Here is a 23,793-nt window from a genome sequence, read left to right on the forward strand (position 1 = left end):
GACCGGTCAGATGAAGCCGGTAGGCAGGTACTGGTCGACGTTGTCCTTGGTGACCACGGCCGAGTAGAGGGTCAGCGAGGACGGGATCTCGAACTCGGCGAGGCCGCCGACGCCCTTGCCCTGGCCGAGGGCCCGGGCGAGATCGATGGCGGAGGCGGCCATCGTGGGCGGGTACAGGACAGTCGCCTTGAGCACGCTGTTGTCGGCCTTGATGGCGTCCATCGCGGACTTGGCACCCGCGCCGCCGACCATCAGGAAGTCGTCGCGGCCGGCCTGGTCGATGGCGCGCAACGCGCCGACGCCCTGGTCGTCGTCGTGGTTCCACAGCGCGTCGAACTGGGACTGGGCCTGGAGGAGTTGGGCCATCTTGGCCTGACCGGACTCGACCGTGAAGTCGGCCGCCTGGCGCGCGACCTTGCGGATGTTGGGGTAGTTCTTCAGGGCGTCGTCGAAGCCCTTGGTGCGCTGCTGCGTCAGTTCCAGGTTGTCGAGGCCGGCGAGTTCGACGACCTTGGCGTTCTTCTTGCCCTTGAGCTGTTCGCCGATGTAGTGGCCGGCGTTGAGGCCCATGCCGTAGTTGTCGCCGCCGATCCAGCAGCGGTACGCCTGCGGGGAGGCGAAGACGCGGTCCAGGTTGATGACGGGGATGCCCGCCCTCATGGCCTGCAGACCGACCTGGGTGAGGGCCTTGCCGTCGGCTGGCAGGATCACCAGGACGTCGACCTTCTTGTTGATCAGCGTCTGGATCTGGCCGATCTGCTGGGCGGTGTCGTTGGAACCCTCGGTGATCTCCAGCGTGACGTCGGAGTACTTCTTCGCACGCGACTTGGCGTTGTCGTTGATGGCGTTGAGCCAGCCGTGGTCGGCTTGGGGGCCGGCGAAGCCGATGGTGACGGCCTTGCCGGGCTTGTCGTCCGCGACCGGGGCGGCGTTGTCCGCGGCCTGTTCCTGGTTCTTGGGTTCATTGCTGGTGCAGGCCGTCAGCAGCGCGCCGGCGGAAACGGCTGCGGTGCCGAACAGCAGTGCTCTGCGGCTGGTGGCGGGGGTTCTTGCCATGGCGGATCGACCCTTCGACTGGGCGGTGTGCGTCAGATGGACGAAGTGGGGGTGCCGGACGGGCGGTGTCAGGGGCAGCCGTCCGGCGGTGCGCTGCTTGGCGTCAGGCGTCGCCGCCGTGCAGCGAGCGGCGCTGGACCAGGACGGCGGCGACGATGATGGCGCCCTTCGCGATCTGCTGGACAGCGGTCTCGAGGTTGTTCAGGGCGAAGATGTTGGTGATCGTGGTGAATACCAGGACACCGAGGACGGAGCCGACGATGGTGCCGCGGCCGCCGCTGAGCAGGGTGCCGCCGATGATCGCCGCAGCGATGGCGTCCAGCTCGTAGAGGTTGCCGTTGGTGTTCTGACCCGAGCCGGCGAGCACGATCAGCATGAACGCGGCGATTCCGCAGCACAGTCCGGACAGCAGGTACAGGTACAGGCGCTGTCGGCGGACGTCGATGCCGGCGAGGCGTGCCGCTTCCGCGTTGCCGCCGACCGCGACGGTGCGACGGCCGAAGGTGGTCCGGTTGAGCAGCAGCCAGCCGATGACGGTGACGGCGGCGAAGATCAGGACGAGGGGCGGGATGCCGAGGACGTAGGAGGCCTTGGTGCCGAGGTCGAGCACCGATGGGACGGCCACGACCTGGGTGCTGCCGTCCGTGATCTGCAACGCCAGGCCTCGGGCCGAGGCGAGCATGGCCAGCGTTGCGATGAACGGCACCATCCTGCCGTAGGCGATCAGCAGACCGTTCACCAGCCCGCAGCCCACACCGACGATCACGGCGGTGAAGAGGATGCCCGCGAAGCCGAACTCCTGCGTGGCCACGGTCGTCGCCCACACCGAGGCGAGCGCCACCATCGCGCCGACCGACAGATCGATCCCACCGCTGGTGATGACGAACGTCATTCCGACGGTGACGACACCGATCACGGACGCCTGGGTGAGGACGAGCTGCAGATTGCTGGTCGCCAGGAATTCGTCCGGTGCGGTGATCCCACCGACCGCGACGAGGACGGCCAGGACTCCGAGCAAGGACAGCGTGCGCACGTCCCACCGCAGTCCGAGTCGGCGCGAACTTTCCTGCTCTCCCGCGGACTTGGCGGCAGACGTCGGCGCATCCTTCTGCGCCGCGGTGGCCGGCTGCGTCATGGCGTCAGGCTCCCTTCCATCACAAGATCGAGTACACGGTGCTCGTCGAGCTCCCGGGCGTCCGCGGTGTGCACGACGCTGCCTTCACGGAGCACCAGCACCCGGTCGGCGAGACCCAGGACTTCGGGCACCTCACTGGACACGAGAAGTACGGCCAGGCCTTCGTCGGCCAGCCTGCGAATCACTGCGTAAAGCTCCGCCCGAGCGCCGATGTCGACACCCCTGGTCGGCTCGTCCAGCAGCAGCACCTTGCAGCCTCGCAAGAGCCAGCGTGCGAGCACCGCCTTCTGCTGGTTGCCGCCGGACAGGGTCCTGATCGCGGCATCGGGATTGTCCGGCCGAAGGGACAGTTCCCGAACCGCCTGGTGCGCCGCGGCTCGCTCGGCACGCCGGTCGATCCAGCCCGCGCGGGCGAACCGGGACAGGGTGGAGACCGACACGTTGCTGCTGACGGACTCCAGCATCAGCAGGCCCTGTGCCTTGCGTTCCTCGGGCGCGAGGCCGATGCCGGCACGGACGGCGGCACGGACACTTCCGGGGCGCAAGGGGGTGCCTTCGACGAGGACACGACCGCCGTCGGGCTTGCGAGCCCCGTAGATCGTCTCCAGGATCTCGCTGCGCCCGGACCCGACGAGCCCGGCGAGGCCGACGATCTCTCCGGGCCGCAGCTCCAGATCGACCGGCGCGAACTCCCCTCGCCGGCTCAGCCCTTCGACCTTCAGCACCGGCTCTCTCTCCGCGGCGAACCCTGCCTCGGGCCGCTCGGGGAAGACGTACTCCACATTCCGCCCGGTCATCAGGGCCACGACTTCATGGGTTGGCGTCGACTTGGCAGGCAGCCCGCCCGCGACCGAACGGCCCTCCTTGAGGACCGTGACCCGGTCGCCGATGCGGCGGATCTCCTCAAGACGGTGGGAGATGTAGATGACGGCGACCCCCTCGGCCGTCAGGTCGCCCACGATCCTGAAGAGGTTGTCCACCTCTTCGGGGTCGAGCGCCGCCGACGGCTCGTCCATCACGATCAACCGGACGTCGTGGGACAGCGCGCGGGCCATGGAGACGATCTGCTGCTGCGCCGCGGACAGCTCGCCGACGAGTCGCGTCGGATCGATCTCCGAGTGCCCCAGACGTTGCAGCAACTGCGCGGTCGCTGTTCGGGCGGCGGAGCCGCGCACGACGAATCCTGCTGAGGTGGGTTCGTGCCCCAGGAAGACGTTCTCGGCGACGGACAGCCCCTCGATCAGATCGAGTTCCTGGTAGATGGTGGCGATGCCCAGACGCATGGCGGCGATCGGTGACCCGAAGGTCACGGGCTCGCCCTGCCAGGTGATCTCACCGCCGTCGGGCTGGTGGGCTCCGGCGATCACTTTGATCAAAGTGGACTTGCCGGCGCCGTTCTGGCCGAGGAGGCAATGGACTTCACCGGCCTGGACCTCCAGGTCCACACCGTCCAGGGCGCGGACGCCGGGGAACGACTTGGTGATGCCGGACATGGTGAGCAGGGGTGGTTGTGGTGCCATGAAGGATCCCCTCGGCGGGTGTGGTCCGTGAGCGGGCAGGCTGGACAGGGTGGTTCGGGTGTGTGGGCAGCTCTGGTGAGCCCAGTGGCGTCGTGTGCGCCGGGGCGTGGCAGGGCAGGGGCGGAGGCCTGATGGCCTGGCAACCATGAGCGGTGGCAGTCGGCCGACGGCGACATGCGCTGGCTACGGCGGCGCTGGAGATGTTGCTGGAGGTGTTGCGAGGGCGCCATGGGGTGCTGCGGCGCGATGGGTGTGCGGTATCGCCAGTGGGGTTGCGGTGATGCTTGGTTGGAGTGACGCCACGGGGTTTTGGCGTGACCTCACTGGGGTTGCGGAGTGACGCCACAGGGTTGTCGTGGCGCGAGTCGTGGTCCGTTGCCGACGGGGTCGGGCAGCGGTCAGGCCGGTGAGAAGACGTGGTCGCTGATGAGGCGGGCCGCGCCAATGGCTCCGGCTGCCGGTCCCAACTCACCCAGCACAATCGGTAGGTTGCCCGTGGCCAGCGGCAACGACTGCCGGTACACCTGGGTCCGAACACTGGCCAGCAAGGTGTGCCCGAGGCCGGTCACGCCGCCGCCGATCACCACCAGTCCCGGATTGAAGAAGCTGACAAGCCCGGCGATGACCTGCCCCAGACGTTTCCCGCCCTCACGGATGAGCTCCAGAGCCACCGCGTCCCCTGCTGCCGCGGCAGCCGAGACGTCCGCGGCTGTCAGGCGTCCCGCTGTCTCGAGCCGGGAAGCAAGCTCCACCGACCGGCCCTCGCGTCCGGCCTGCTCCGCGTCAGCGGCCAAGGCGGCACCGCTGAAGTGGGCCTCCAGGCAGCCCCGGTTGCCGCACACACACGCGCGCCCTCCCGGTTCCACCTGGATATGTCCGATGTCACCGGCACTGCCGGTCGTGCCGCGGTAGACGGTGCCGCCGACGACGATGCCGCAGCCGATGCCGGTGCCGATCTTGACGCAGAGGAAGTCGCCCACGGAACGGGCGACGCCCGCGTGCTGCTCCCCCATCGCCATCAGGTTCACGTCGTTGTCGACCATGACCGGGCAGCCGAGTTCCTGGCTGAGGGCCTCCCGTACGGGGAAGCCGTCCCAGCCCGGCATGATCGGTGGCGCGACCGGCACGCCCTCGGGGTAGCGGACCGGTCCCGGGACGCCGATGCCGGCGCCGTCGAAGCCCTCCGCCAGCCCCGTGGCCCTCAACTTGGCTGCCATGGCGAGGACTTGCTCGAAGACCGCGACCGGGCCCTCCCGCACGTCCATGGGCTGGTTGAGATGGCCCAGGACCTCCAACTCCGCGTTCGTCACGGCGACATCGATCGATGTGGCGCCGATGTCGACACCGAGGAAACGCAGCGTCGGCGCGAGCCGGATGTTGTGAGACCGCCGACCACCACGGGAGGGGGCCAGCCCGTCCGCGACAACCAGCCCGGTCTCCAGCAGCCGGTCCACCTCCACGGCCAGTTTGGACCGTGACAGTTCGACCTGATCACCCATCTGGGCGCGAGAGTTGGACCCGTTGTCACGCAGCAGACGAAGCAGTCGTGCCTGATGCGCGTTCTCAGGTCGAGCAGTCATCCGTCGCACGATCGCTCCTCTCCCCTCACCCACGTCTGGGGACCCTTGCACCTGTCTTGCACCGTCTGCGTCGTCAGGCTCTCAGAGAGGAACGTAACAATGATTTTCCAGAGTGGGAAGTACTTACGCGGGAAAGCGTGCAACTTTTTCCACATGCAGGACAAAGTCTGGGCGGAATCGTCTCGTGGTGCCGCGGGCCGGCTTCGACGGTGCCGGTCGGTTCGAGCGACTGGGGCGGGTCAGCGTCCTCCCACCACTGGGAGCCGCTGTTGACGACGGCGGTATCCCCGCAGGTCGCGAACTCGGCGCTGGCTGGCACCCGCTCGGTCGAGCTGGAGAGCCGGCCGCCGTCGGCTGACGTGTGAGCACTGCTGTACCAGCTCCGGCCCGAAGGCTTCCGTCGGCGCGACGACCCGCCAGGACTGGGGGCAGGTCATCACGCACATCGCCGAACTCGACATCCCCGCCGCGCGGTTCATCGGCAGCGGGCCGACCCTCACCCCGTACCTGCCGCCATACATCGACTACGCCCTCGACCTCGGGCTCCGGGTGGAGGTGTACGCCAATCGCACCCATATCCGGCCCGCACCGGTGATGGCCTTCCAGCGGCCCGGGGAGCTACCGACGCACCCGCGACAACGGTGAGGCCGGCTGGAGCGGTCGCGGAGCCAGTCAAGGCCTTCTTCCTGGTAGCGCCGCTGCCACATGTAAAAGCAGTTCCGGCTGATCCCGCAGTACCGGCAGGTCGGTGAGATGTTTCCTCTCGATTCCTCGGCGTGGCGCAGGACCGCCAGGCGTCGCTGGTCTTGGCGTTCCTGCTGCACTCTGACTGAAGGGGGCATGCCAGATCTCCGCGGCGATCGGAGACCCAGGTGTCAACACCGTCCGGCAGTCTTCTACCTAGGTCTCCGCCTTCGGCACCACGACTCTGGAGCCACCGCTTGCCCGCGTACGCCCCGCCCGCGGCCAACCCCGTGACCGGACGCCTTCCGCCCCAAGCGGGCCACCGTCCGGTCCTACGGCCTGGGTGCCGACCCGACAGCGATCCTGCTGAAGTGCCTGGCCGACCCCGCCGCCCACGGCTTGGAGCCCGACCTGAACGACCGCGTGCGGGTTCGCGGTTCGGGGGAGAGCTGACGTGAGGTCAGCACACCCCCGGACCCGGCTCGTACCAGGGAAGCCGGCCCAAAGGGGCGTCCCTGCCTTCCGGGGCGCGCAAGCGCTCTTCGCGACACTGTGTAACCACGCCTCAATGCCATCGGGTCAGGTGAAGCGCAACCGCGCAGCGGGGCGGCCGGCGCCGAGTCGACACGCCACCAATCCCGTGCTGGTTCCGTGCTGACTTCGAGGGCCGGAATCATGGAAAGCCGCAGGTCCTAGCTCCGATCGAATGAGTTGTCGTACCACTCGATGGTGGTGCCGATGAGGCTGGCGGCGACGATGCGACGAAGGTTCGCGGGTGGTGGAGCGGACACTGCGGAGGCCATGTGCGCCACTTCCTCGTGTGCGGTGGGGACGGGTACGTGTTGGCACACCGTAGGAACAGGCAGTTCAAGGGCACATGTGGTGGGGCGACATAGTTCGGGGCGTGGCTATGCGTCGGGCCGCCATGTCCGCTCGAGGAGGGGCGCCTGAAAGGTTTGGAGAGGGGCGAAATGAATGCTGTCCGCGAAGCGGAGTTGAGGGTGCCGCGGGGGTTGCGTCCAGGGAGATGGTGTACGGGTTCGACCTGATCCGGGGGTTTGCTCCGGCATCGGGATTGTGCCCGCATAGATGAACGGCCACCGGCTGATCTTCGAAGTGTCGAAGCCTCGAAGGAGATCAGCACGATGACCGCACCAGACAGTCTGCCCCTGCACGCCCTCGCCGAAGACAACCTCGCCGCGGCGAGTCCCGATCTGCTGCGCGCGATGGTCAAGACATTCGCCGACGCACTCATGTCCGCCGAAGCCGATGCCCTCTGCAACGCCGAATACGGGCAGGTCAGCGACGAACGCGTCAACCACCGCAACGGCTACCGCCCGCGCGAGTGGGACACCAGGGCCGGGACCGTCGAACTCGCCATTCCCAAACTGCGTCAGGGCAGTTACTTCCCGCACTGGCTCCTCGAACGCCGCCGACGGGCCGAGCAGGCTCTGATCAGCGTGGTCGCCACCGCCTACCTGCTCGGCGTCTCCACGCGCCGGGTCGAGAAGCTCGCCGAGTCCCTCGGCGTCACTCAACTGTCGAAGTCCCAGGTCAGCGCGATGGCCAAGCACCTGGACGACCAGGTTGCCGCGTTCCGCAACCGGCCCCTGGACCAAGGGCCTTACGCGTTCGTCTGGGTCGACGCGCTGACCCAGAAGGTCCGCGAGGGCGGCCGGATCATCAACGTCCACGCGCTGATCGCGGTCGGCGTCAACTCCGACGGCCACCGCGAGATCCTCGGCATCGACGTCGCCTCCAGCGAGGACGGTGCCGGCTGGCTGGCCTTCCTGCGATCCCTGGTCGCGCGCGGTCTGTCCGGCGTCCAACTGGTCGTCTCCGACGCCCATGCCGGCCTGGTCAACGCGATCGGCGCCACCCTGCCCGGCGCGAGCTGGCAGCGATGTCGTACGCACTACGCCCGCGCGCTGCTGAGCCAGGTCCCTAAGTCGGCCCAGCCGTGGGTGGCCACGCTGCTGCGGACCGTCTTCGAACAGCCCGACAGCGACGCAGTCCAGGCCCAGATGCGGCACGTCCTGGACGCTCTGGAGGCCAAGTTCCCCAAGGCCGCAGCCCACTTGGACACCGCCCAGCACGAACTCCTGGCGTTCACCGCGTTCCCGCGCGAGATCTGGCGGCAGATCTGGTCGAACAACCCGCAAGAACGCCTGAACAAGGAAATCCGGCGTCGCACCGACGTGGTCGGCATCTTCCCCGACCGCACTGCGCTGATCCGCCTGGTCGGCGCGGTCCTGGCCGAGCAGAACGACGAATGGACCGAAGCCCGCCGCTACATGGGGCGCGAACTCCTCGCCAAGGCCCGCCTCCACCCGATCGAGTCACAAACCGACGACACCGTCGTCCCGACCGAACTCACCGCCTAGCCTCAAAACGAGATCACCGAGTGGCCGTCAATACACCACTTCGGCGGACGTGACCGCCGCGGGCCGGTGGGCTGGCCACCTGACCATGACCCACGGATTCTTCTGAACGCCATCTTCCACGTGAACCGGCCCGAGATCCCCTGGTGTCAGCTCCCTCACGGCTGCCCGTAACGGCTGGCGGTGCGGTAGGTTATAGGTCGACCACTAACGTAGGAGTGAAGATGACAGCCAAGGAAGACGACGCCAACCGTCGCGCCGCTGCCCAGCACGCCGTGGCCGAGCACCTGCGCCTCACCGCCGCAGGAAGCACCGACGAATGGGTGAAGCTGTTCGCCCCGGACGCGGTGCTCGAGTTCCCGTACGCCCCGGACGGCGTGCCGAAGCAGGTCACGGGACGAGACGCCCTGCTCGCATACATGAGGGGCTTCCCCGAGACCTTTGACGTCGAGTTCGGCGATCTGGTGTTCCACGACACGGTCGATCCGAGTCTGGTGATCGCCGAATTCCGCTCGAAGGGCACGGCACTGCCGACCGGCAAGCCGTACGAGCAGACGTGCATCTCCGTCGTCCGGACCGATGGCGACGCGCTCATCGCCCACTACCTGGACTACTGGAACCCGCTGGTGGCGATCGAGGCGCTCACGCCCCACGACGTGCCGTCCGACTCTGACCGCAGCGTGACTTTTGGAGGCTGAGGGGAGCCGTGTTTGACTGACGCCCATGCCTGCCGCCGGTACCAGCACGAAGAGCGACGAACGACGTCGGGCCATCGTGGCCGCCGCGGTCGACTGCTTCGCGCAGAAGGGTTTTTACGGTACGACGACGCACGAGATCGCAGAGTGGGTCGGCGTCTCTCAGCCGTATCTCTATCGCCTGTACCCGAACAAGGAAGCGCTGTTCGCGGCGGTGGTCGACCATGTGTCCGTCGTCATGACCGACACGCTGGTTGCTCACTCGTCGGCGTCGGGTGGGGCAGGGTTGGCGCCCCAGGCGGCGTTGGATGCGGCGCGCGGCGCCTACGCCGCGCTCGTCGCGGACCGGAACATCCTGCGTTTCCTCATGCACGCGAACTGCGCCGTCGGCGAGCCGCTGGTGGAGCAGGCCGTGCGCCGGTGCTACGCCAAGCAGGTTGACACCGTTCGGCAGTTGCTGGGCGACGACGAGGCCGTGCGGCGCTGGTTCGGCGCCGGAATGCTGGACAACGTGGTCGCCGTGCTGGGTCTGTCCGACATCGATGAGCCGTGGGCGCACGTCCTCAGCGCTCGATGACCTGACACCGGGAGACACGCCCGCGCCGATGGGCCCGACCGGTGCGGTGTCGGTAGTGCCGCCGAGCCGGATCCTGAAACGGCGCGGTCGGCTGCACCACGTCGACACCGACACTGTGATCGTGCAGGCCGGCGCCGGCCAGGTCGCGGTCCGTGATCGGGGCGGTGCGTCGGCGTAAACGGGTTCGCGGGTACGACGTCTGTCTGAAACCCTGGCTTCCGCCTGCGGTCGTCGCGGTGGAGGACGGTGTCGGTGGTGCTGGACGAGGCGTGGGAAGAGTGGCTGCGGCGGTCGCCGCCGGGCAGGGCGTTGCGCCTCTGGTGGCAGGAGGCGCCGGACCGGGTTCGCCAGGTCGGACGGAACGCGTACGGGGAGCACCTGGCCGCTTTGCTGTCCGTCGCGTCCCCGCGGGACTGCGCGGCGGCGGGGTTCGGGTGTACGCGGCGCCTTGACCGTGTCTGTCGCGAGCCGTTCGTCTGCCGTCTGGATTCTGCCGAGCCGTCGGCTGCCGAGGAGGTGCCGCGCGGCGAGCGTGAGGGGCCGGTCCCGGGGGCCTGCGGCGGATTCCACGGTTTCTGGGGTGACTTCGAGGTCCATGTGCGGTTCGGCGGTGACGGCGACCGGCATCGCGCGGTGTTCTGGCACGACATGGCGGCGTCGGCCGTACGGGTGTGGGCGGACGGTGTCCCGGTCGGCGTCGGGGCCCGCTTGGACACGTACGGGCACTGGCTCGGAGGCAGGTTCCTGGTGGTGCAGGCCGAGGGGCCCCAGGACCATCCCCGGCAGACGTACGGGCCGGGCCTGCTGGTCACCAGGATCGTCTCCGTACTGATTCATGACGCGGTGCATGGCTCCACCCGGACGCTGGTCCCGCGCGCCCACGAGACATGGGCCGACCCCCAAGGCGTCCTGACCGGTGACACCCTGCGGGTGTACGCGACCCCCGAGGCCCGGGCCGCCGACGTACCCGACCGGATTCTGCCGGCCGATCCACACGACCCGGCGGAAGCAGGGCACTGATGACGGATGAACTGCGGCCGGGCCGGGCCGAGATGCGCATGCTGGTCACCACACTCGGCATCGACGGTGCATCGGCGACGGTGGTCTCGATACAGGCCGGTCATCACCGTCAGGGCATACGGCTGGGCACCGATCGGTGGGAGATCGACGAAGGGCGCCTGCTGGTCGACTTCAACCACGGACTGCCCCTGCTGTTCGCGGACCGACAGCAGGTGGGTGAGCGTCTCGGGAACACCGTGCGACTGTGGTCACAGGAGTACCGGATCCATCGTCAATGGCTCTGGCCGAAACTGCGCTTCACGGTGACCGCAGGTGAGCGCACTGTCCTACGGGTCCACGAGCGGCTCAGACGCAACGATGGCGCCCGTGCCCTCGACACGCACAGCGACCCGGGACTCGACCCGGTCGTCACGCTCGCCCTGATCCTTCTGGAGGGACGCCCCCACAAGATGGGCCTCAGCCGTGGCGACGCCGCTCCGCTCTGAGCCGCGGCTCCTCCTCCATCCACGCCCTTCTGATCTGTACAGACACAGAATTCGCCTCCGCGACGCGTCCGGCGGCACCGCACTGCTCACGGTTGGTAGTTGTCGACAAGAGGTGTCCGACGGCTCTCTCCTGCGCTGTCCCGCCTGGCTGTGATCAGGGCCAGCACCCCGAGCACGATCAGGCCGGGTGCGCCGGAGATGGGATAGAGGATCTGCAGCGGTATGCCGATGGCCAGCAGATACCAGCCCAGCTGGGCCGGAAGCCTGCCGGTGTCACGGACGATGCGTTGGCTGAGTGTGCCCAGGGCGAGGAGGCCGAAGCCGGCGAGGAAGAACCACATCTCGTACTCGCGCTGCGGGTTTCCGGGGACGGCGTTCCAGAATCCGTCGCGGGCCACGTCATCGAAGGTGCTGGAGGCGATCAGGGCGACCGCGAAGTGCACTGCGGTCAGTCCGATCACCAGTCGGGGAATCAACCGGGTCATCGTCAGCTTCCTTGGTGAGGGGCGCGCGTGGAGGCAGCGACGTATGCCGTCAACCCGCCGAGCGCCAGACACAGTGGGGAGTACAGCGCCAGATCCCAGCGGGTGAAATCGGTCGGTCGGCCGGTCAGGGCGGAAGACACCAGGCCGGCCGAACCTCGCAGCAGCAGTACGCCTGCGACACCCCACACGCCCTGGCGCACCAAACGCCGTGGCGGCAGCTGCGGGACCAGGTCGGCCCGGGCCGCGACCGCATAGGCCGCCGCTCCGAGCGCTGCCGCGACTGCGGCCGTCAACTCCGGGGTGGGCAGGTCCGCTTCGGCGACTCCGACGACCGTACGGGCGAACGCGGCACGGTCGGCCAGTGGCCAGGGAGAGAAGGTCCAGATCCCATGCAGGGCCCCGACCGCTCCCAGGCCGACTGCGGCCGTCCCACCAGCGAGTTTCGTCAGCGTCATACTGCTCCCCCCGTCGCACCGTACACCCTTGTATGGAATGACCATACAGTACTGTACGGGCATGGCTAGGAGGAACCTCACCCCCCAGGACTGGTCGACCGCGGCGCTGCGGGCGATGGCACGCGGCGGAGTCGGGGCGGTGTCGGTCAACGCGCTCGCGGGTGAGCTGGAGGCGACACGAGGCAGCTTTTACTGGCACTTCAAGGATCGCGATGCGCTGCTGACGGCCGCGCTGGAGGTGTGGGAGCGGGACGACACCACTGCGCTGATCCAAGCGTTGGGCGATATCACCGACCCACGGCAGCGGCTGACGGCCCTGTTCACCGTCGCGCTGGGGCAGGAGGACATCAACGGCCTGGAGCCGGCGATCGTCGCCCACGCCGATCACCCCGCCGTCGCCCCGGTCCTGCGCCGGGTCACCGAGCGGCGGATCGCCTACCTCACCGATCTCTACACCGACCTGGGCCTCGACACCGCCACGGCCCGGCGCCAGGCGGTCGCCGCGTACGCGGCTTTCCTCGGATGGCTCGAACTACGCCGCTCCGCCTGCGACGTCGTGCCCGAGGTCGCCGCCACCGGCACCATCGCCACCGTCGCGCTGGAGCACCTCATCTCCGGGCTGGTCCGACCCGTCGTGCACCAGGCGGACCCGGAGTAGAGCTCGCCACCGTCGCCGATCACACCGCCGAACCCTCACAAGCCCGGAAACCGGTCAGCTCTGACAGGGGCCCCGACTGGGATTGTCGCCCGCACGTGGGTGGGACCGCTCGCACGAAGGGAAGGAAAGCGCACGGGACGATTGGGCAACGGGGGAGGTGTCGGTGAGCAGGCGACCGCGGCTTTGGGTGGTCGGTGCGCTGGTGGGGTTCATCGTTTCCGTGCTGATGTGCGGGTTGGCCGTGGTCACGGTGGTGCTCGTTCCCGCCTGGTGGCCTCACCCGACGGTGGCCGCCGTCGCGGGGATGTTGCTCGTCGCCGCGGGGTTCGCACTGGTGCCCTTGTCTTTCATCCACCTTGAACCCAAGCACTTCGAGGTGGCCGCGATCGCGGAGTGTCTGTTGGCCGTGGGGTTGCTGACGTTTCTCGACCAGGCCGTGCTCGACGTGTGGGGCAAGCCGGTGGACACGGTCGTCACGGAGGTCGTTCAGCATGAGAGGAACGCGCCGACGGGGAAGGTCACCCGAGTCTGGTGGGAGTGCTCGCTGAAGCGGCTAGACGGGACGGAACTCGAACGGAACCTCAGGGAGTCGGACTTCGTCCCGCTGGGGAAGGCGTGCCCTGCCGGCGCGGAGACAGGAGACCGGCTCGTGGTGTACGCGGTGCCCGCCGGATTCGCCCCGCCCCAGACGAACGCCCCGGTCGGGGGTGTCTGGCTGGTTGTCGCGCTCACTGCTGTCACCACGGCGGCGGCAGTGACGTTCACGTCTGTCGGAATGGCTCGCGCGGATGTGCCGAAAACGGGCCGGATCTCGCGTCTCATCCGGGGCCGGCCAAAGGATTCGCCGTCGGCCTGCACCTGAGGCAGGCGGCTTGATGCCTTGCGGTCCCCGAGCGGCGGCACGGGCGTGTGCCGGATTAACGATGAGGCCCTTGCCTTCGGCAGGATGGGCGCCATGACCGAGATCCGTACACCCCGCCTCCTCCTGCGTCGCTGGCACGACGACGACCTCGCGCCCATGGCGGACATCCACGCGGACCCCCGGGTCATGCACTGGATCGACGACGGCTCGGTGCGCGACCTGGACTACACGGCGGAGGCCATCGAGCGGTGGGAGGAGGAATGGGACGAGGAGGGCTTCGGACTCTTCGCCGTCGAGTTGCTGGCTTCGGGGGAACTGGCGGGCTTCACCGGTCTGACCGTGCCCGAGTTCCTGCCGGAGGTACAGCCCGACGTGGCCATCTGCTGGCGGCTCGGCTCTCCGTTCTGGGGCCAGGGATACGCGTCCGAAGCCGCCCACGCCACACTGGAGTTCGCACTCCAGGACCGCGGCCTCGACCGCATCATCAGCATCAGCCGGGTGGGGGACGACGCCTCCGAGGACATCATCCGCAAGCTCGGCATGGTGCCCGAGCGAGAGACGGCGCATCCGGTGTATGGCTATCCGCTGCGCGTCCACGCGATCGACCTCACCGAGTACCAGGCGTGAACTCCGCCATCGCGCCCACGGCGCCGAACTCGTCGGCGAGGTGACGCAGTACGAGGACATCTACCGGTACGGCACCGGGTGACCCCGAGGTCAGTCCTCCCCGGCTTCGGTGGGGAACTCCGGTGGTGCCTGCAGGTCGTGGGCGCGGAACAGGATGGCGTGCTCGACGCCCATGGCCTTGCCGCTCATCGCGGTGAACTGCGGGATGAAGTCCTCGGGGGCGGGGTGGTCCGGGAGCGCGGCCAGATACGCGGCGTGTGCCTTGAGTGAGGCGACTCCGCGCCGCAGCGGGTCACCCGTGACGTCGACGCCGTGGGTCGCGCCGGAGCCGGGGAGTCCGGGGACGATGAGCCAGCGTACGGAGTGCGGTTCGAGGCCCTCGTCGTCGACCTGCTCCGGGAAGACCCACCGGTTGCCCGCGTCGCGCACCGCGTCGAGCGTCGCGAGCCCGGCCGCGCGGTGGTCGGCCTGGTCGAAGCCGTAGGGCGTCTCGATGTCGTAACCGGTGCCGAGTACGACGTCCGGCTTGAACCGGCGGATCTCCCGGCAGATGTCCCGGCGCAGGTCGAGGCCGTAGACGAGCACGCCGTCCGGATGTTCGAGCACCGTCAGATGCTTGACGCCGACGACGGCGCAGGCGGCCTGCTGCTCGGCGACGCGCAGGCGTGCCGTCTCCTCGGGAGGGTTCGGCATGCCGGCCTCGCCGCGGGTGAGCAGGAGATAACCGACCTCGATCCCGCGCGCGGTCCAGCGGGCGACGGCCGCGGATGTGCCGTACTCCATGTCGTCGGGGTGCGCGACGATGCAGAGCACGCGCTGAAAGGACTCCTCGGGGAGGGCGGGCAGTGTCATGTCGACCATCCTTGAGCGTTCAGGGCCTGCCGTCTGTAGGCCTGCCAAGCCTATGAGCGAGTGTCTGATGCGGCACGTGGAGAGTAAGTCTCAGCGCCACTCAAGACCCTGCCGGCGGCCCGATGAGCCGCCGGCAGGGTCGAGGGGTGTTCTGCTTCTCGGTCAGGACAGCGGCTCCACCCACACGTTGCGGAACCGGACCTTGTTGCCGTGGTCCTGGAAGCGGATCGCACCGAGCGCGGCCGACTCGGGTTCACCTCCACCCGTCGGCCCGTCGATGGCCACGTCGTCGTGGACCTTCTTGCCGTTCCAGATCACCGTGACCCGCGCGTCCGACGTCTTCTTGCCGTCCCCGTCGAAGCGCGCGGCACGGAAGGTGATGTCGTACGTCTGCCATGTCTCCGGGGCCTTCGCGGCGTTGAGGTCGGCGGCCTCCTTCAGATAGATGGACGCCGCCTCGTTGTTGGCGAGATCCGTGTCGCCGTACGAGTCGAGGATCTGCACCTCGTACCGATCCTGGAGGTAGACACCGCTGTTGCCGCGGTCCTGGCCGGTGACGTCGTCCGGGAGCTTGGGGACGCGGAACTCGACATGCAGCTTGAAGTCGCCGAAGTGCTGCTTCGTGCGCAGGTCGCCGCAGCAGACCTCCATGGACTTCTCGGCGGTGTGCGGCCATTCGGCGCTGCGGCCGTCGGTGTGCTGCCAGGCCGTGGAGACGCTGCCGCCGGAGAACAGGTCGATCCGTGCGCCCGGGCGGCGGATGTCGACCGCGTCGAGGTTGACGTGGCCGGTGTCGCCCGCGCCGACGGAGTACGTGATCGTGTTGCGGCCCTTGCGGAGCTCGAAGCGTTCGGTCTTGGTCGACCAGCGGTTCCACTCGCCTGTCGAGGGCAGACTCGTCTGCTTCGCCGCGCCGCCGTTGACGGAGACGCTGACCGTCTTCGTGCCCGGGGCGGGGTGCGGGCCGTTGGCGTAGCGCAGCCCCACGTCGTACACGCCCTTCTTGGCGACCTCGACGTCCACGCTCACCTGGGCGCCCTGCTCGCCGAAGCCGTCGACGAAGCCGCCGCCGGTGTACCCGGCGTGCTCGGTGTCGGTGCCCGCGCTGCCGGACAGGCGGCCGGACTCGGCGTCGTACGTGGTGACGGGCTCCTCGGGGCCGGGCCTGGCGTTGAGCGTGTACCAGGCCTCGGTGGACCACAGCTGCTCGCCCTCGGTGGACGAGAACGGGCGCGGCGAGCGGACATGCACGACGCGGTCGGTCTTGAGCCCGGGGATGGTGAGCTGGACCTTCTTGCGGTCCTTGGAGAGCTTCGCCGACGTGACCGGCAGCGACTCCTCGTCGATCTTGGGGCCGCCGTACGCCGGGGTCGGCGCGTAACGCCACTGCTCGACGGAGTACGCGCCCTCGGTGAGTTTGGCCGCGGTCTCCTTCGACAGGGGCTTGGTGTAGGTGAGTTCGAAGCCGTCCGGGGTCGCGCGCATCGTCTTGATGTCGAAGGCGGTCTTGCCGTTCGGGGTCAGCTTCTGCAGGCCGAAGCGGAGCTTGCCCGCCTGCCCCCAGTTGCCGTCGGCGCCCAGACCGCCGGTGTAGATCGCACCGTCGGGCCCCTCGCTGATCCGGGTGATGCCGGACTCGAGGCCCTGCGTGTGCCGGAACACCGCGCCCTGGTACTCGCCGTCGACCTTCTCGAGGTCGGCGCGCTGCAGTCCGCCGTAGGTGACGTCACCGAACACCATCTGCCCGGCGAACGGGCCCTTCTTCAACCGCATCGGTGTGCTGGGCGAGTTGGCGATCTCGTTCTGCGGCAGCCAGAGCACCGGCTTGGTGACGGGCTTGTCGTCGTACGGGCCGTCCGGGTTCATGTAGTGGTTGAAGAACCGGCCCTGCTTGACGTGCACCAGCTTGGAGGCGGGCAGCCAGCCGCCCTGGTTGTCGGTGACGAACAGCTCGTTGCCGGGGCCGCGGCCGATGCCGTTCGGGGTGCGCAGACCGCCGGCCAGGTAACTGACCTTGCCCGTGGCCTTGTTGACCTTGATGGTGGTGCCGCGGTTCGGGGCGGGCTGCGGGTCGGTGGTGGCGCCGCCGTAGTTGATGGAGACGGACAGGTTCAGATAGAAGTCGCCCTTGTCGTAGAGCAGTCCGAAGGCGAACTCATGGAAGTTCCCGCCGTACGGCCACTCGGCGATCTTCTTCTTCTCGTCCGTCACCTCGTCACCGTTGGTGTCGTTCAGCTCGGTCAGCTGATGCTTCTCCGACACATACAGCTTCCCGCCGACGTACTTGATGCCCATGGGTTCCTTGAGCCCGTCGGCGATCTTCTTGTACGTGACCTTGTCGGGTCCGGTGTCGCCGGTGACGTGGTCCAGGAGGTACACCTCGCCCTTGGTCTCCTCACTGCCGCCCCAGGTGGAGATCGCGAGCCGGCCGTCGGGCAGCCAGTCCATCGCGGACACCTGCGGCTCGAAGCCCTCGGGCCGCAGATTCGTCAGCGTGTAGCCGGGGTTGACCTCGGTCAGGGGCAGCCCGTCACCCGGGGTGTCGTACGTCCCCTCGCACTCCTTGCGTCCGGGTGCCGTGACTCTGACGACCCCGGCGTCCGTGCTCAGCACGGAGTTCGGCACGACCGTGAACTCGGTTGCCCCCGGCGGCTTCCACTGCAGCGTGACCTGCTGTCCGCCGCCCGCGTCGAAGTGGTCGATGCGCAGCGAGGTGTAGCCCGCGTTGAGCGTGATCTCGCCGTCCTTGGGCTCGGCGCCGTGCAGCCCGTCGTGGTCGATGACCTGCTGGTCGCCGAGGAAGAGCCGGGATCCGTCGTCACTGATCAGCCGGAAGGCGTACGCGCCGGCCTCGGGCACGTTGAGATTGCCGATGATCTGCGACACGAAGTTGTCGCTGAACCCGAAGCCGTCGGTGGACGTCCAGTCCGCCGTCGGAATCAGCTTGTCGACATTGGGCGTCTGTGCGGGCTTGAGATCGCACAGCTTGCTGAGCGGGGACTGGATGTCGAACACCCGCAGGGTGACGCCCGGTTCCTGCGGCGGGAGGTCGGCGAAGGGCCGGGGATCGTCATCGGCCGCGGCGGGGCTGACGAGGGCGCCGCCGAGGAGGGCGGTGAGCAGCAGCCCGGTGGCTCTTCGAACTCTGTGACGGACGGGGCGGGTTGTGTGTCCGGGGGGCTCGTGGCGCTCGGGGGGTGGCTTCACTCTTCCTCCTGCGTTGTTCGGTGGCGACTCACGCAGACTTCTGTGGCAAAGCGACGCTCAGCGTAGGGACTTGGCCCCTGTGCGTCCACGCTTTGTCCACAGAAAGGAAAAACTGCTGCCGGCCCTCGGGTGGGTCGAGCGAACGGGCTCATGCCCCGCACGCGCCTACCAGGGCAATGTCCCGGTTTCGTCCTGCAATGTTCCTGTCGGACCGTCCGCGTCGAGAGTCGCCAGACGTACGACGGTTCTGGCGCTCTCTTCCGGTGATCTTCCGATTCCGAAGGCCGCGGTCATGTCGGTGGCGGTGGTGCCGGGCTCAACCGCGTTGAACTTGATGCCCGGTTGAGCTTTGGCGTACTGGATCGTGAGCATGGTCGCTGCCGACTTGGACGCGGAGTAGAGCGCGAGCGGCAGGTGGAACTCCGGCCGGTCGGGGTTGTTCACGGCCCAGAACGACCCGGCGCTGCTCGAAACGGTGACCACGGTCGGATTCGAGGACTTGCGCAGCAGGGGGAGTGCCGCCTCCGTGACGCGCACGACCCCCACCGCGTTGGTGTCGAAAACTCGCAGGGCCGTGGGACCGTCGGTGACTCCGTGCCCCAGGATGCCCGCGTTGTGAACCAGAACGTCGAGCCGGCCCTCGGCTGAACCGATCGTTGCCAGCGCGCTGTTCACCGAGGCGTCGTCGGTCACATCGAGCTGAACGAAGCGCGCGCCGAGCGCTGCCGCAGCCTTTTCGCCTCGCTCGACGTCACGCGCGCCGATGTAGACGACGTGGCCCAACTCCAGAAGTTGTTTGGCTGTCTCGAAACCGATGCCCTTGTTGGCGCCGGTGATCAGTGTGACGGTCATGCGTGCCAGCTTTCTGTATCGTAGAATCCAAAATGTGGGCAAGCGGATGCCGGGCGACTTGGGCGTAGGTTCTCAACTCAGGAGTGAGCGCAGACCATTGAGTGCGATCTGCCGCAGCAGTTCGGACTCGATACCTGCCTGCGCGGTCACACGCAGCCCGGAGATGACCGTCGCCACCAGCAAGGCCCCTTCGTGCGGGTCGGCATCCGCACGGATGCTGCCGTCGAGACGCCCGGCCCGGATCACTCCTTCAAAATCGTCCATGAGTTCGCGCAGGTCCCGATCGAGGATGCGGGCCACTCGCTCGTCCCGCTCGCGCAGGTCCGGGGCCATCATGCTCTGCACGACCATGCATCCGGCCGCATGTCCCTGCTCGCGTGCTGAGCGTTCCTCCTCGACGACGTCCTCCATCAACACGCGAAGCCGCTCGGCCCCGTTGAGCTGGTCATCGGCGAGCACCTGTGCCCGGCGCTCACGGAACACCTTCACGTACCGCTCCAGTGCGCGCACGAACAGTTCGTCCTTCGACGTGAAGGCGTTGTACAGGCTGCTGCGCCGCACCCCCGCCGCCTCGCAGAGCTGCTCGGTCGAGGTGTCGGCGAAGCCGTGCACCCGGAACTCCGCCGCCGCAGCGTCGAGCACCGCGGTCTCGTCAAAGGATCGTGGCCTGCCCATGAGGCGACGCTACCAGATTCTGAACTTGATAATCCAGAATGGAATGGGTGTGGGTACCGCAGGCATACGGTGGTGGGGTGGAGCCGATCGAGGCCGTCGGACAGCACCTGGGCGGAGGCAGCGATGCGTCAGACCAATCTCGCCGGTGAGTCGGCCGAATACGTCAGCGCCCGGGAGGAGCTGCGGCAGGCCGAGATCGAGCTGATGGGGCACCGTGAACGCGCCGCCGACCTGCGGCGCCGCTTGCCGCTGGGGCCTGTCGTCGACGACTACACCACACCGGTGTCCGGTTGTACGACATGCCGTGGCTGGCCCGCTTCTTCCACGACCGGCACCGCGCCCGCGGCGGGACCGACGACCTCGACCGCGCCGCGCGCATCCTCGAACGCGGCTACGCCCTCGGCGGCGCCCTGCACCTGTCCATCGGCCTTTCCCCGGCGGTCCTTGACGTGTGCGACAGCCTGGACGCCACGGGACAGACCGACCGCGCGGACAGCCTGCGGGACCAACTGGTCGACAGCGCCCGGCAGTTCGTACGCCTGGGCAGGCAACTGCCCGCCCACGAGGTCAACTACGAGCAGTCCATCGTGGCGCCCCTCGTCGACCTCCTCACCGACGCCCACACCGTCACCGGTGACCCCGTCTTCCACGACGCCGTCGCCGAACGGCTGCCCTGGCTGCTGGCCTTCGGCGGACCGCAGCCCCACGCCCGGCTGCACGGGGTGGCGATCCGCCACTGGGACGGCTTCTGGTTCGGCGCCGACCGCCTCTGGGGGGACGTCTTCCCGCACTACTGGAGCGCCCTGACCGCGGTCACCCTCCTGCGCCTGCCGGCCGATCTGCGCACCGACCACACCGACCGGCTCGCTGAGGCGATCCTCCGCGCCAACATGGCCAACTACCGCGAGGACGGCTCCGCCACCTGCGCCTTCGTCATGCCCTCCACCGTCGACGGCAGAGCCGCACACACCGCCGACCCTCTCGCCAACGACCAGGACTGGCACCTGTACCTCTGGACGCAGGCGCGGCCCTGAAGTATTCGGCACGAGGCACCTGGTTGGCGGTTTCCGGTCGGTACCCCGGAAGCACTTGCCGTGTTCAATCGCTCATATCGCGTCACGAACGGACAGGGCCCCACACCTCAGGAGGCACCGTGATCGCCGCTCCCGAACCCGGACTGACCGAACGCGACATCATCGAAAGGGCCGCAGCGCTCCGGCCCGCGCTGCTCGAACGCCAGCCGGAGACCGAACGGTTGACGCACTACCCCAAGGACACCCACGACGACTTCCTGCGGGCGGGCTTCTACCGGATCCTCCAGCCGCGGCGGTACGGCGGCTACGAGTTCGCCCTGCCCGTGTTCTACCGCGTGGTCACCGAGATCGCCCGCGGCTGCCCCTCCACCGGCTGGGCCCTGTCCCTCACCGCCGCGCACGTTCTCCAGGTCGCCTCGGTCTTCGAGGAGCAGGCGCAGGACGAGATCTTCGGCGCCGACGGCGACTTCCGGGCGGCGTCCACGGTCATGCCCATCGGCGTCGCACAGCCCGACGGCGACGGCCGGATCGTCCTCGACGGCACCTGGCCGTACTCCTCCGGCGCGCCCTACTCCACGCACTACGTCGGCCAGACCCTGCGCGCCCCCGAGAAGCCCGGCGACCCGCCGGGACCGCCGGTGCTGTTCGTCGCCCCGCGCTCGGTGTGGACGGTCCTGGACGACTGGTACGGCGTGCTCGGCCTGCGCGGCAGCGGATCCAACAGCATCCACATGGAACAGGCCCGCATCCCCGCGTACTGCACGATCGAGGCAAGCCTGCTCGACCTGCCGGTGGAGGGCGGCAGCACCGGATCACGGCTGCACGGCAACCCCATGTACGCCGGGCGTGCGCCGAGCTTCTTCCACGGTGAGCTGGCCGCCATCATGGTCGGCACCGCGTACGCCGCCGCCGACGAGTACGCCCGGATCCTCGCCGCCCGCCCCCTCGCCCTGGAACCCGACCGCACGCGCTCCGAACTCCACGACTACCAGCGGCACTTGGGCGAGGCGCTCGGCGTCGTCCACACGGCCGAGGCCGCGCTGCGCCGCACCGCCGAGGACTGGATGGAGACCTGCCACCGCAACGCCACCGGCGAGGCTCCCTTCACCGTCGCCGAGGACAACCGGCTCGCGCTGATGTTCCTGAACGCCGGGCGCATGGTCTGGGACGTGCTCCAGGGCACCCTCTTCCGCACGGCCGGCTCCCGGCACGCCCGCGACGGCGAGCGGATGCAGCGCTACTTCCGGGACGCGGCCACGTACTGGACCCATGTCGGCCCGAGCATGGCCGAGCCGCTGTACCGGCGCGTCGGCTGCGACCGCCTGGGCCTGCCCTCGGACCACATCCCGCTGATCCCCTGATCCCGGATGAATGCGCTGCTCCGGATGGGGTACGCGAGCAGAGCCCGGATCTCTTCCGAACAGGCCCGTACGACCGCCGCTACCAGGGAAGCTGCCATGGAGACACCCCGCACCCCCGCCACCGCGGCCCAGCGCGCGCTGGACGTGCTGGCCGAGAACACCGAGGACACGGCGGCGCTGGACGCGCTCGCGAGCAGCGAGGTGCTCGTGCCCGTGCCCGACGACGTCAGCGACGAGGACGCGACCGATCCCGGCGCCGTGGCGCTGCCGGTCATCGAGCACCCGGGAGGTGAACCGACCGTGCCCGTGTTCACCTCGGAACCGGAGCTGGCCGGGCTGCTGCCGTTCGTCTCCCGCTACCGGCTGGTACCGCTGGGTGCCCTCGCCGCACAGTGGCCCACCGACGACCTGGCCCTCACCATCGACGGGGCCTCCCAGCACCCGCTGACGCTCACCTCGGAGGGAGTACGCACGCTGCTGGCCCGTCCGTGAGCGGGGCAAACCCGGCCACCGCGTATCGGAGGGGGAGCAGCCTCAACCCCTGAGGGGGCGCGGGGCTGTGTCCATGTGCGGTTCCTCGGCGGCTGAGGTGCCTCCAGCCCGTCGCGGTAGGAACGGTCGGCCGCTCCCACCGGCCCGCGCCTCAGCCGCCCAGCATCCGGGCCAGCACCGCCCGCTGCAGTGGCAGCACCTCCGCGTGCAGGTCGCGGCCCTTGGCGGTCAGGGCGACCCAGACGCCGCGTCGGTCCTCCATGCAGACCGAGCGCTCCACCAGGCCGTCCTTCTCCAGTCGGCCGATGAGCCGGGACAGTGCGCTCTGGCTGAGATGGACCCGGCCGACGAGGTTCTGCACCCGGCACTGGTCGCCCTCCTCGGGCGAGGCGGAGGCGAGCATGTCGATGACCTCGAAATCGCTCGCCCCCAGCCCGTGCGGGTGCAGCACTCGGTCGATCTCGCACATTGTGCGCGCGTGCACCGACAGGATGTCCCGCCAGCGTTCCTCGAGCCGGGCCTCGGCCGTGTCGACTGCCATACACCCGATGTTAATGCACATGCATCAACACTTGAACGGCACTCGAACCCGGCTCAGGCGGGATCCTGAAGGAGCCCGACCAGGTTCCCGTCCGCGTCCTTCACGAAGGCGATGAGTCGGCCGCCGCCGACGTCGTTGACGTCCTGGAGGAGCTCCGCACCGGCGTCCAGCAGGGCCGCGAGGCGGGAGCGGATGTCGGTCACGGTCCAGTAGGGCACCGGTCCGGTCATGCCCTTGGCGTGCCCGTTCGGGTCGAGACCGACGTCCTGGCCGGCGGCCTTGAAGCCGACGTAGTAGGGCTCGTCGGCGTACGGCTCCACCTCCAGCAGCGCGCTGAACAGGGCTTTCGCCCGGGCGATGTCCTTGACGGGGTAGATGATCGTGTTGACACCGGCGGTCATGGCGGACTCCTCCGTGAAGCGTGACCCGACGACTCGCGCCGGGTTCGCGCCGACGGCTTTTCGGCGCTGATGTCACGCTAGGACGGGGGAGCGGCGGGTGGCTTCTCGGATCCTGACCGGTTCCTGACCGGACCCTGACCGGTCGCTCCGCTCCGCCG

The 23,793-nt window shown here is 68.7% G+C and carries 24 protein-coding genes; 11 read left to right on the forward strand and 13 right to left on the reverse strand.

Going from position 1 to position 23,793, the window contains the following annotated elements; genetic code table 11:
• Nucleotides 1–6: 6 nt before the first annotated feature.
• The 5 genes from OG828_RS43685 to OG828_RS43705 form a co-directional block, all read right to left on the reverse strand.
• Entirely contained in the window at nt 7–1,056 is a 1,050-nt protein-coding gene (locus OG828_RS43685; protein WP_328369936.1) for a substrate-binding domain-containing protein, read from the reverse strand.
• A gap of 103 nt (nt 1,057–1,159) precedes the next feature.
• A complete protein-coding gene (locus tag OG828_RS43690) occupies nt 1,160–2,191 on the reverse strand; it encodes an ABC transporter permease (RefSeq protein ID WP_328369938.1) in 1,032 nt (343 codons plus the stop codon).
• Nucleotides 2,188–3,711, reverse strand: a complete 1,524-nt coding sequence (locus tag OG828_RS43695; protein ID WP_328369941.1) for a sugar ABC transporter ATP-binding protein — start codon at nt 3,709–3,711, stop codon at nt 2,188–2,190. Before OG828_RS43695 ends, OG828_RS43690 begins: the two co-directional genes overlap by 4 nt.
• A gap of 398 nt (nt 3,712–4,109) precedes the next feature.
• Nucleotides 4,110–5,291 carry an ROK family transcriptional regulator gene (locus tag OG828_RS43700; RefSeq protein ID WP_328369944.1) on the reverse strand — a complete coding sequence of 394 codons (1,182 nt, stop codon included), beginning with the start codon at nt 5,289–5,291 and terminating at the stop codon, nt 4,110–4,112.
• Nucleotides 5,292–5,815: 524 nt separating this feature from the next.
• Nucleotides 5,816–6,133: a helix-turn-helix domain-containing protein gene (locus OG828_RS43705; protein ID WP_328504298.1), complete on the reverse strand. Its 318-nt coding sequence runs from the start codon at nt 6,131–6,133 to the stop codon at nt 5,816–5,818.
• A gap of 987 nt (nt 6,134–7,120) precedes the next feature.
• On the opposite strand from OG828_RS43705, the gene OG828_RS43710 reads away from it, so the two are divergent.
• The 5 genes from OG828_RS43710 (at nt 7,121) to OG828_RS43730 (ending at nt 11,133) form a co-directional block, all read left to right on the forward strand.
• Complete coding sequence (locus OG828_RS43710; RefSeq protein WP_328500641.1) at nt 7,121–8,359, forward strand: IS256 family transposase; 1,239 nt, start codon at nt 7,121–7,123, stop codon at nt 8,357–8,359.
• 221 nt (nt 8,360–8,580) lie between these two features.
• On the forward strand, nt 8,581–9,054 hold the full coding sequence (locus OG828_RS43715; protein WP_328504299.1) for a nuclear transport factor 2 family protein: 474 nt from the start codon (nt 8,581–8,583) through the stop codon (nt 9,052–9,054).
• 25 nt (nt 9,055–9,079) lie between these two features.
• Complete coding sequence (locus OG828_RS43720; RefSeq protein WP_328369950.1) at nt 9,080–9,628, forward strand: TetR/AcrR family transcriptional regulator; 549 nt, start codon at nt 9,080–9,082, stop codon at nt 9,626–9,628.
• A gap of 246 nt (nt 9,629–9,874) precedes the next feature.
• Complete coding sequence (locus tag OG828_RS43725; RefSeq protein ID WP_328504300.1) at nt 9,875–10,648, forward strand: hypothetical protein; 774 nt, start codon at nt 9,875–9,877, stop codon at nt 10,646–10,648.
• Nucleotides 10,648–11,133, forward strand: a complete 486-nt coding sequence (locus tag OG828_RS43730; protein ID WP_328504301.1) for a hypothetical protein — start codon at nt 10,648–10,650, stop codon at nt 11,131–11,133. Before OG828_RS43725 ends, OG828_RS43730 begins: the two co-directional genes overlap by 1 nt.
• Nucleotides 11,134–11,219: 86 nt before the next feature.
• On the opposite strand, the gene OG828_RS43735 is transcribed toward OG828_RS43730, so the two are convergent.
• Nucleotides 11,220–11,618, reverse strand: a complete 399-nt coding sequence (locus OG828_RS43735; protein WP_328504302.1) for a DUF6463 family protein — start codon at nt 11,616–11,618, stop codon at nt 11,220–11,222.
• A 2-nt stretch (nt 11,619–11,620) separates the two neighbouring features.
• Complete coding sequence (locus OG828_RS43740; protein WP_328441960.1) at nt 11,621–12,073, reverse strand: DUF3995 domain-containing protein; 453 nt, start codon at nt 12,071–12,073, stop codon at nt 11,621–11,623.
• 61 nt (nt 12,074–12,134) lie between these two features.
• Between OG828_RS43740 and OG828_RS43745 the strand changes: the two genes are divergently transcribed.
• The 3 genes from OG828_RS43745 to OG828_RS43755 all read left to right on the forward strand — a co-directional run bounded on the left by OG828_RS43745 (nt 12,135) and on the right by OG828_RS43755 (nt 14,220).
• Entirely contained in the window at nt 12,135–12,731 is a 597-nt protein-coding gene (locus OG828_RS43745; RefSeq protein ID WP_328369963.1) for a TetR/AcrR family transcriptional regulator, read from the forward strand.
• A gap of 202 nt (nt 12,732–12,933) precedes the next feature.
• A complete protein-coding gene (locus OG828_RS43750) occupies nt 12,934–13,593 on the forward strand; it encodes a hypothetical protein (protein ID WP_328504303.1) in 660 nt (219 codons plus the stop codon).
• Nucleotides 13,594–13,686: 93 nt separating this feature from the next.
• Nucleotides 13,687–14,220 carry a GNAT family N-acetyltransferase gene (locus tag OG828_RS43755; protein ID WP_328504304.1) on the forward strand — a complete coding sequence of 178 codons (534 nt, stop codon included), beginning with the start codon at nt 13,687–13,689 and terminating at the stop codon, nt 14,218–14,220.
• 90 nt (nt 14,221–14,310) lie between these two features.
• Here the strand turns inward: OG828_RS43755 and OG828_RS43760 are convergent, their stop codons facing one another.
• The 4 genes from OG828_RS43760 to OG828_RS43775 form a co-directional block, all read right to left on the reverse strand.
• A complete protein-coding gene (locus OG828_RS43760; protein ID WP_328504305.1) occupies nt 14,311–15,072 on the reverse strand; it encodes a PIG-L deacetylase family protein in 762 nt (253 codons plus the stop codon).
• Nucleotides 15,073–15,234: 162 nt separating this feature from the next.
• On the reverse strand, nt 15,235–18,198 hold the full coding sequence (locus OG828_RS43765; RefSeq protein WP_328505042.1) for a family 16 glycoside hydrolase: 2,964 nt from the start codon (nt 18,196–18,198) through the stop codon (nt 15,235–15,237).
• Nucleotides 18,199–18,444: 246 nt separating this feature from the next.
• Nucleotides 18,445–19,131, reverse strand: coding sequence for an SDR family NAD(P)-dependent oxidoreductase (locus OG828_RS43770; RefSeq protein WP_328504306.1), 687 nt, complete (start codon nt 19,129–19,131; stop codon nt 18,445–18,447).
• Nucleotides 19,132–19,203: 72 nt separating this feature from the next.
• On the reverse strand, nt 19,204–19,806 hold the full coding sequence (locus OG828_RS43775; RefSeq protein WP_328504307.1) for a TetR/AcrR family transcriptional regulator: 603 nt from the start codon (nt 19,804–19,806) through the stop codon (nt 19,204–19,206).
• Between the two features lie 299 nt (nt 19,807–20,105).
• Here OG828_RS43775 and OG828_RS43780 point away from each other — a divergent pair, with 299 nt between their 5' ends.
• The 3 genes from OG828_RS43780 to OG828_RS43790 all read left to right on the forward strand — a co-directional run bounded on the left by OG828_RS43780 (nt 20,106) and on the right by OG828_RS43790 (nt 22,693).
• Entirely contained in the window at nt 20,106–20,840 is a 735-nt protein-coding gene (locus OG828_RS43780; RefSeq protein WP_328504308.1) for a hypothetical protein, read from the forward strand.
• Nucleotides 20,841–20,959: 119 nt separating this feature from the next.
• On the forward strand, nt 20,960–22,201 hold the full coding sequence (locus OG828_RS43785; RefSeq protein ID WP_328369978.1) for an acyl-CoA dehydrogenase family protein: 1,242 nt from the start codon (nt 20,960–20,962) through the stop codon (nt 22,199–22,201).
• A 96-nt stretch (nt 22,202–22,297) separates the two neighbouring features.
• The gene (locus tag OG828_RS43790) at nt 22,298–22,693 is read left to right on the forward strand and encodes an SseB family protein (RefSeq protein ID WP_328369981.1); all 396 of its coding nucleotides are present in this window, start codon (nt 22,298–22,300) and stop codon (nt 22,691–22,693) included.
• Between the two features lie 151 nt (nt 22,694–22,844).
• On the opposite strand, the gene OG828_RS43795 is transcribed toward OG828_RS43790, so the two are convergent.
• Together OG828_RS43795 and OG828_RS43800 are read right to left on the reverse strand one after the other, a co-directional pair.
• Nucleotides 22,845–23,234, reverse strand: a complete 390-nt coding sequence (locus OG828_RS43795; RefSeq protein WP_328504309.1) for a MarR family winged helix-turn-helix transcriptional regulator — start codon at nt 23,232–23,234, stop codon at nt 22,845–22,847.
• Nucleotides 23,235–23,287: 53 nt separating this feature from the next.
• Entirely contained in the window at nt 23,288–23,635 is a 348-nt protein-coding gene (locus tag OG828_RS43800) for a VOC family protein (protein WP_328504310.1), read from the reverse strand.
• Nucleotides 23,636–23,793: the final 158 nt, after the last annotated feature.

The organism is Streptomyces sp. NBC_00457 (assembly GCF_036014015.1).
Lineage (GTDB): Bacteria > Actinomycetota > Actinomycetes > Streptomycetales > Streptomycetaceae > Streptomyces.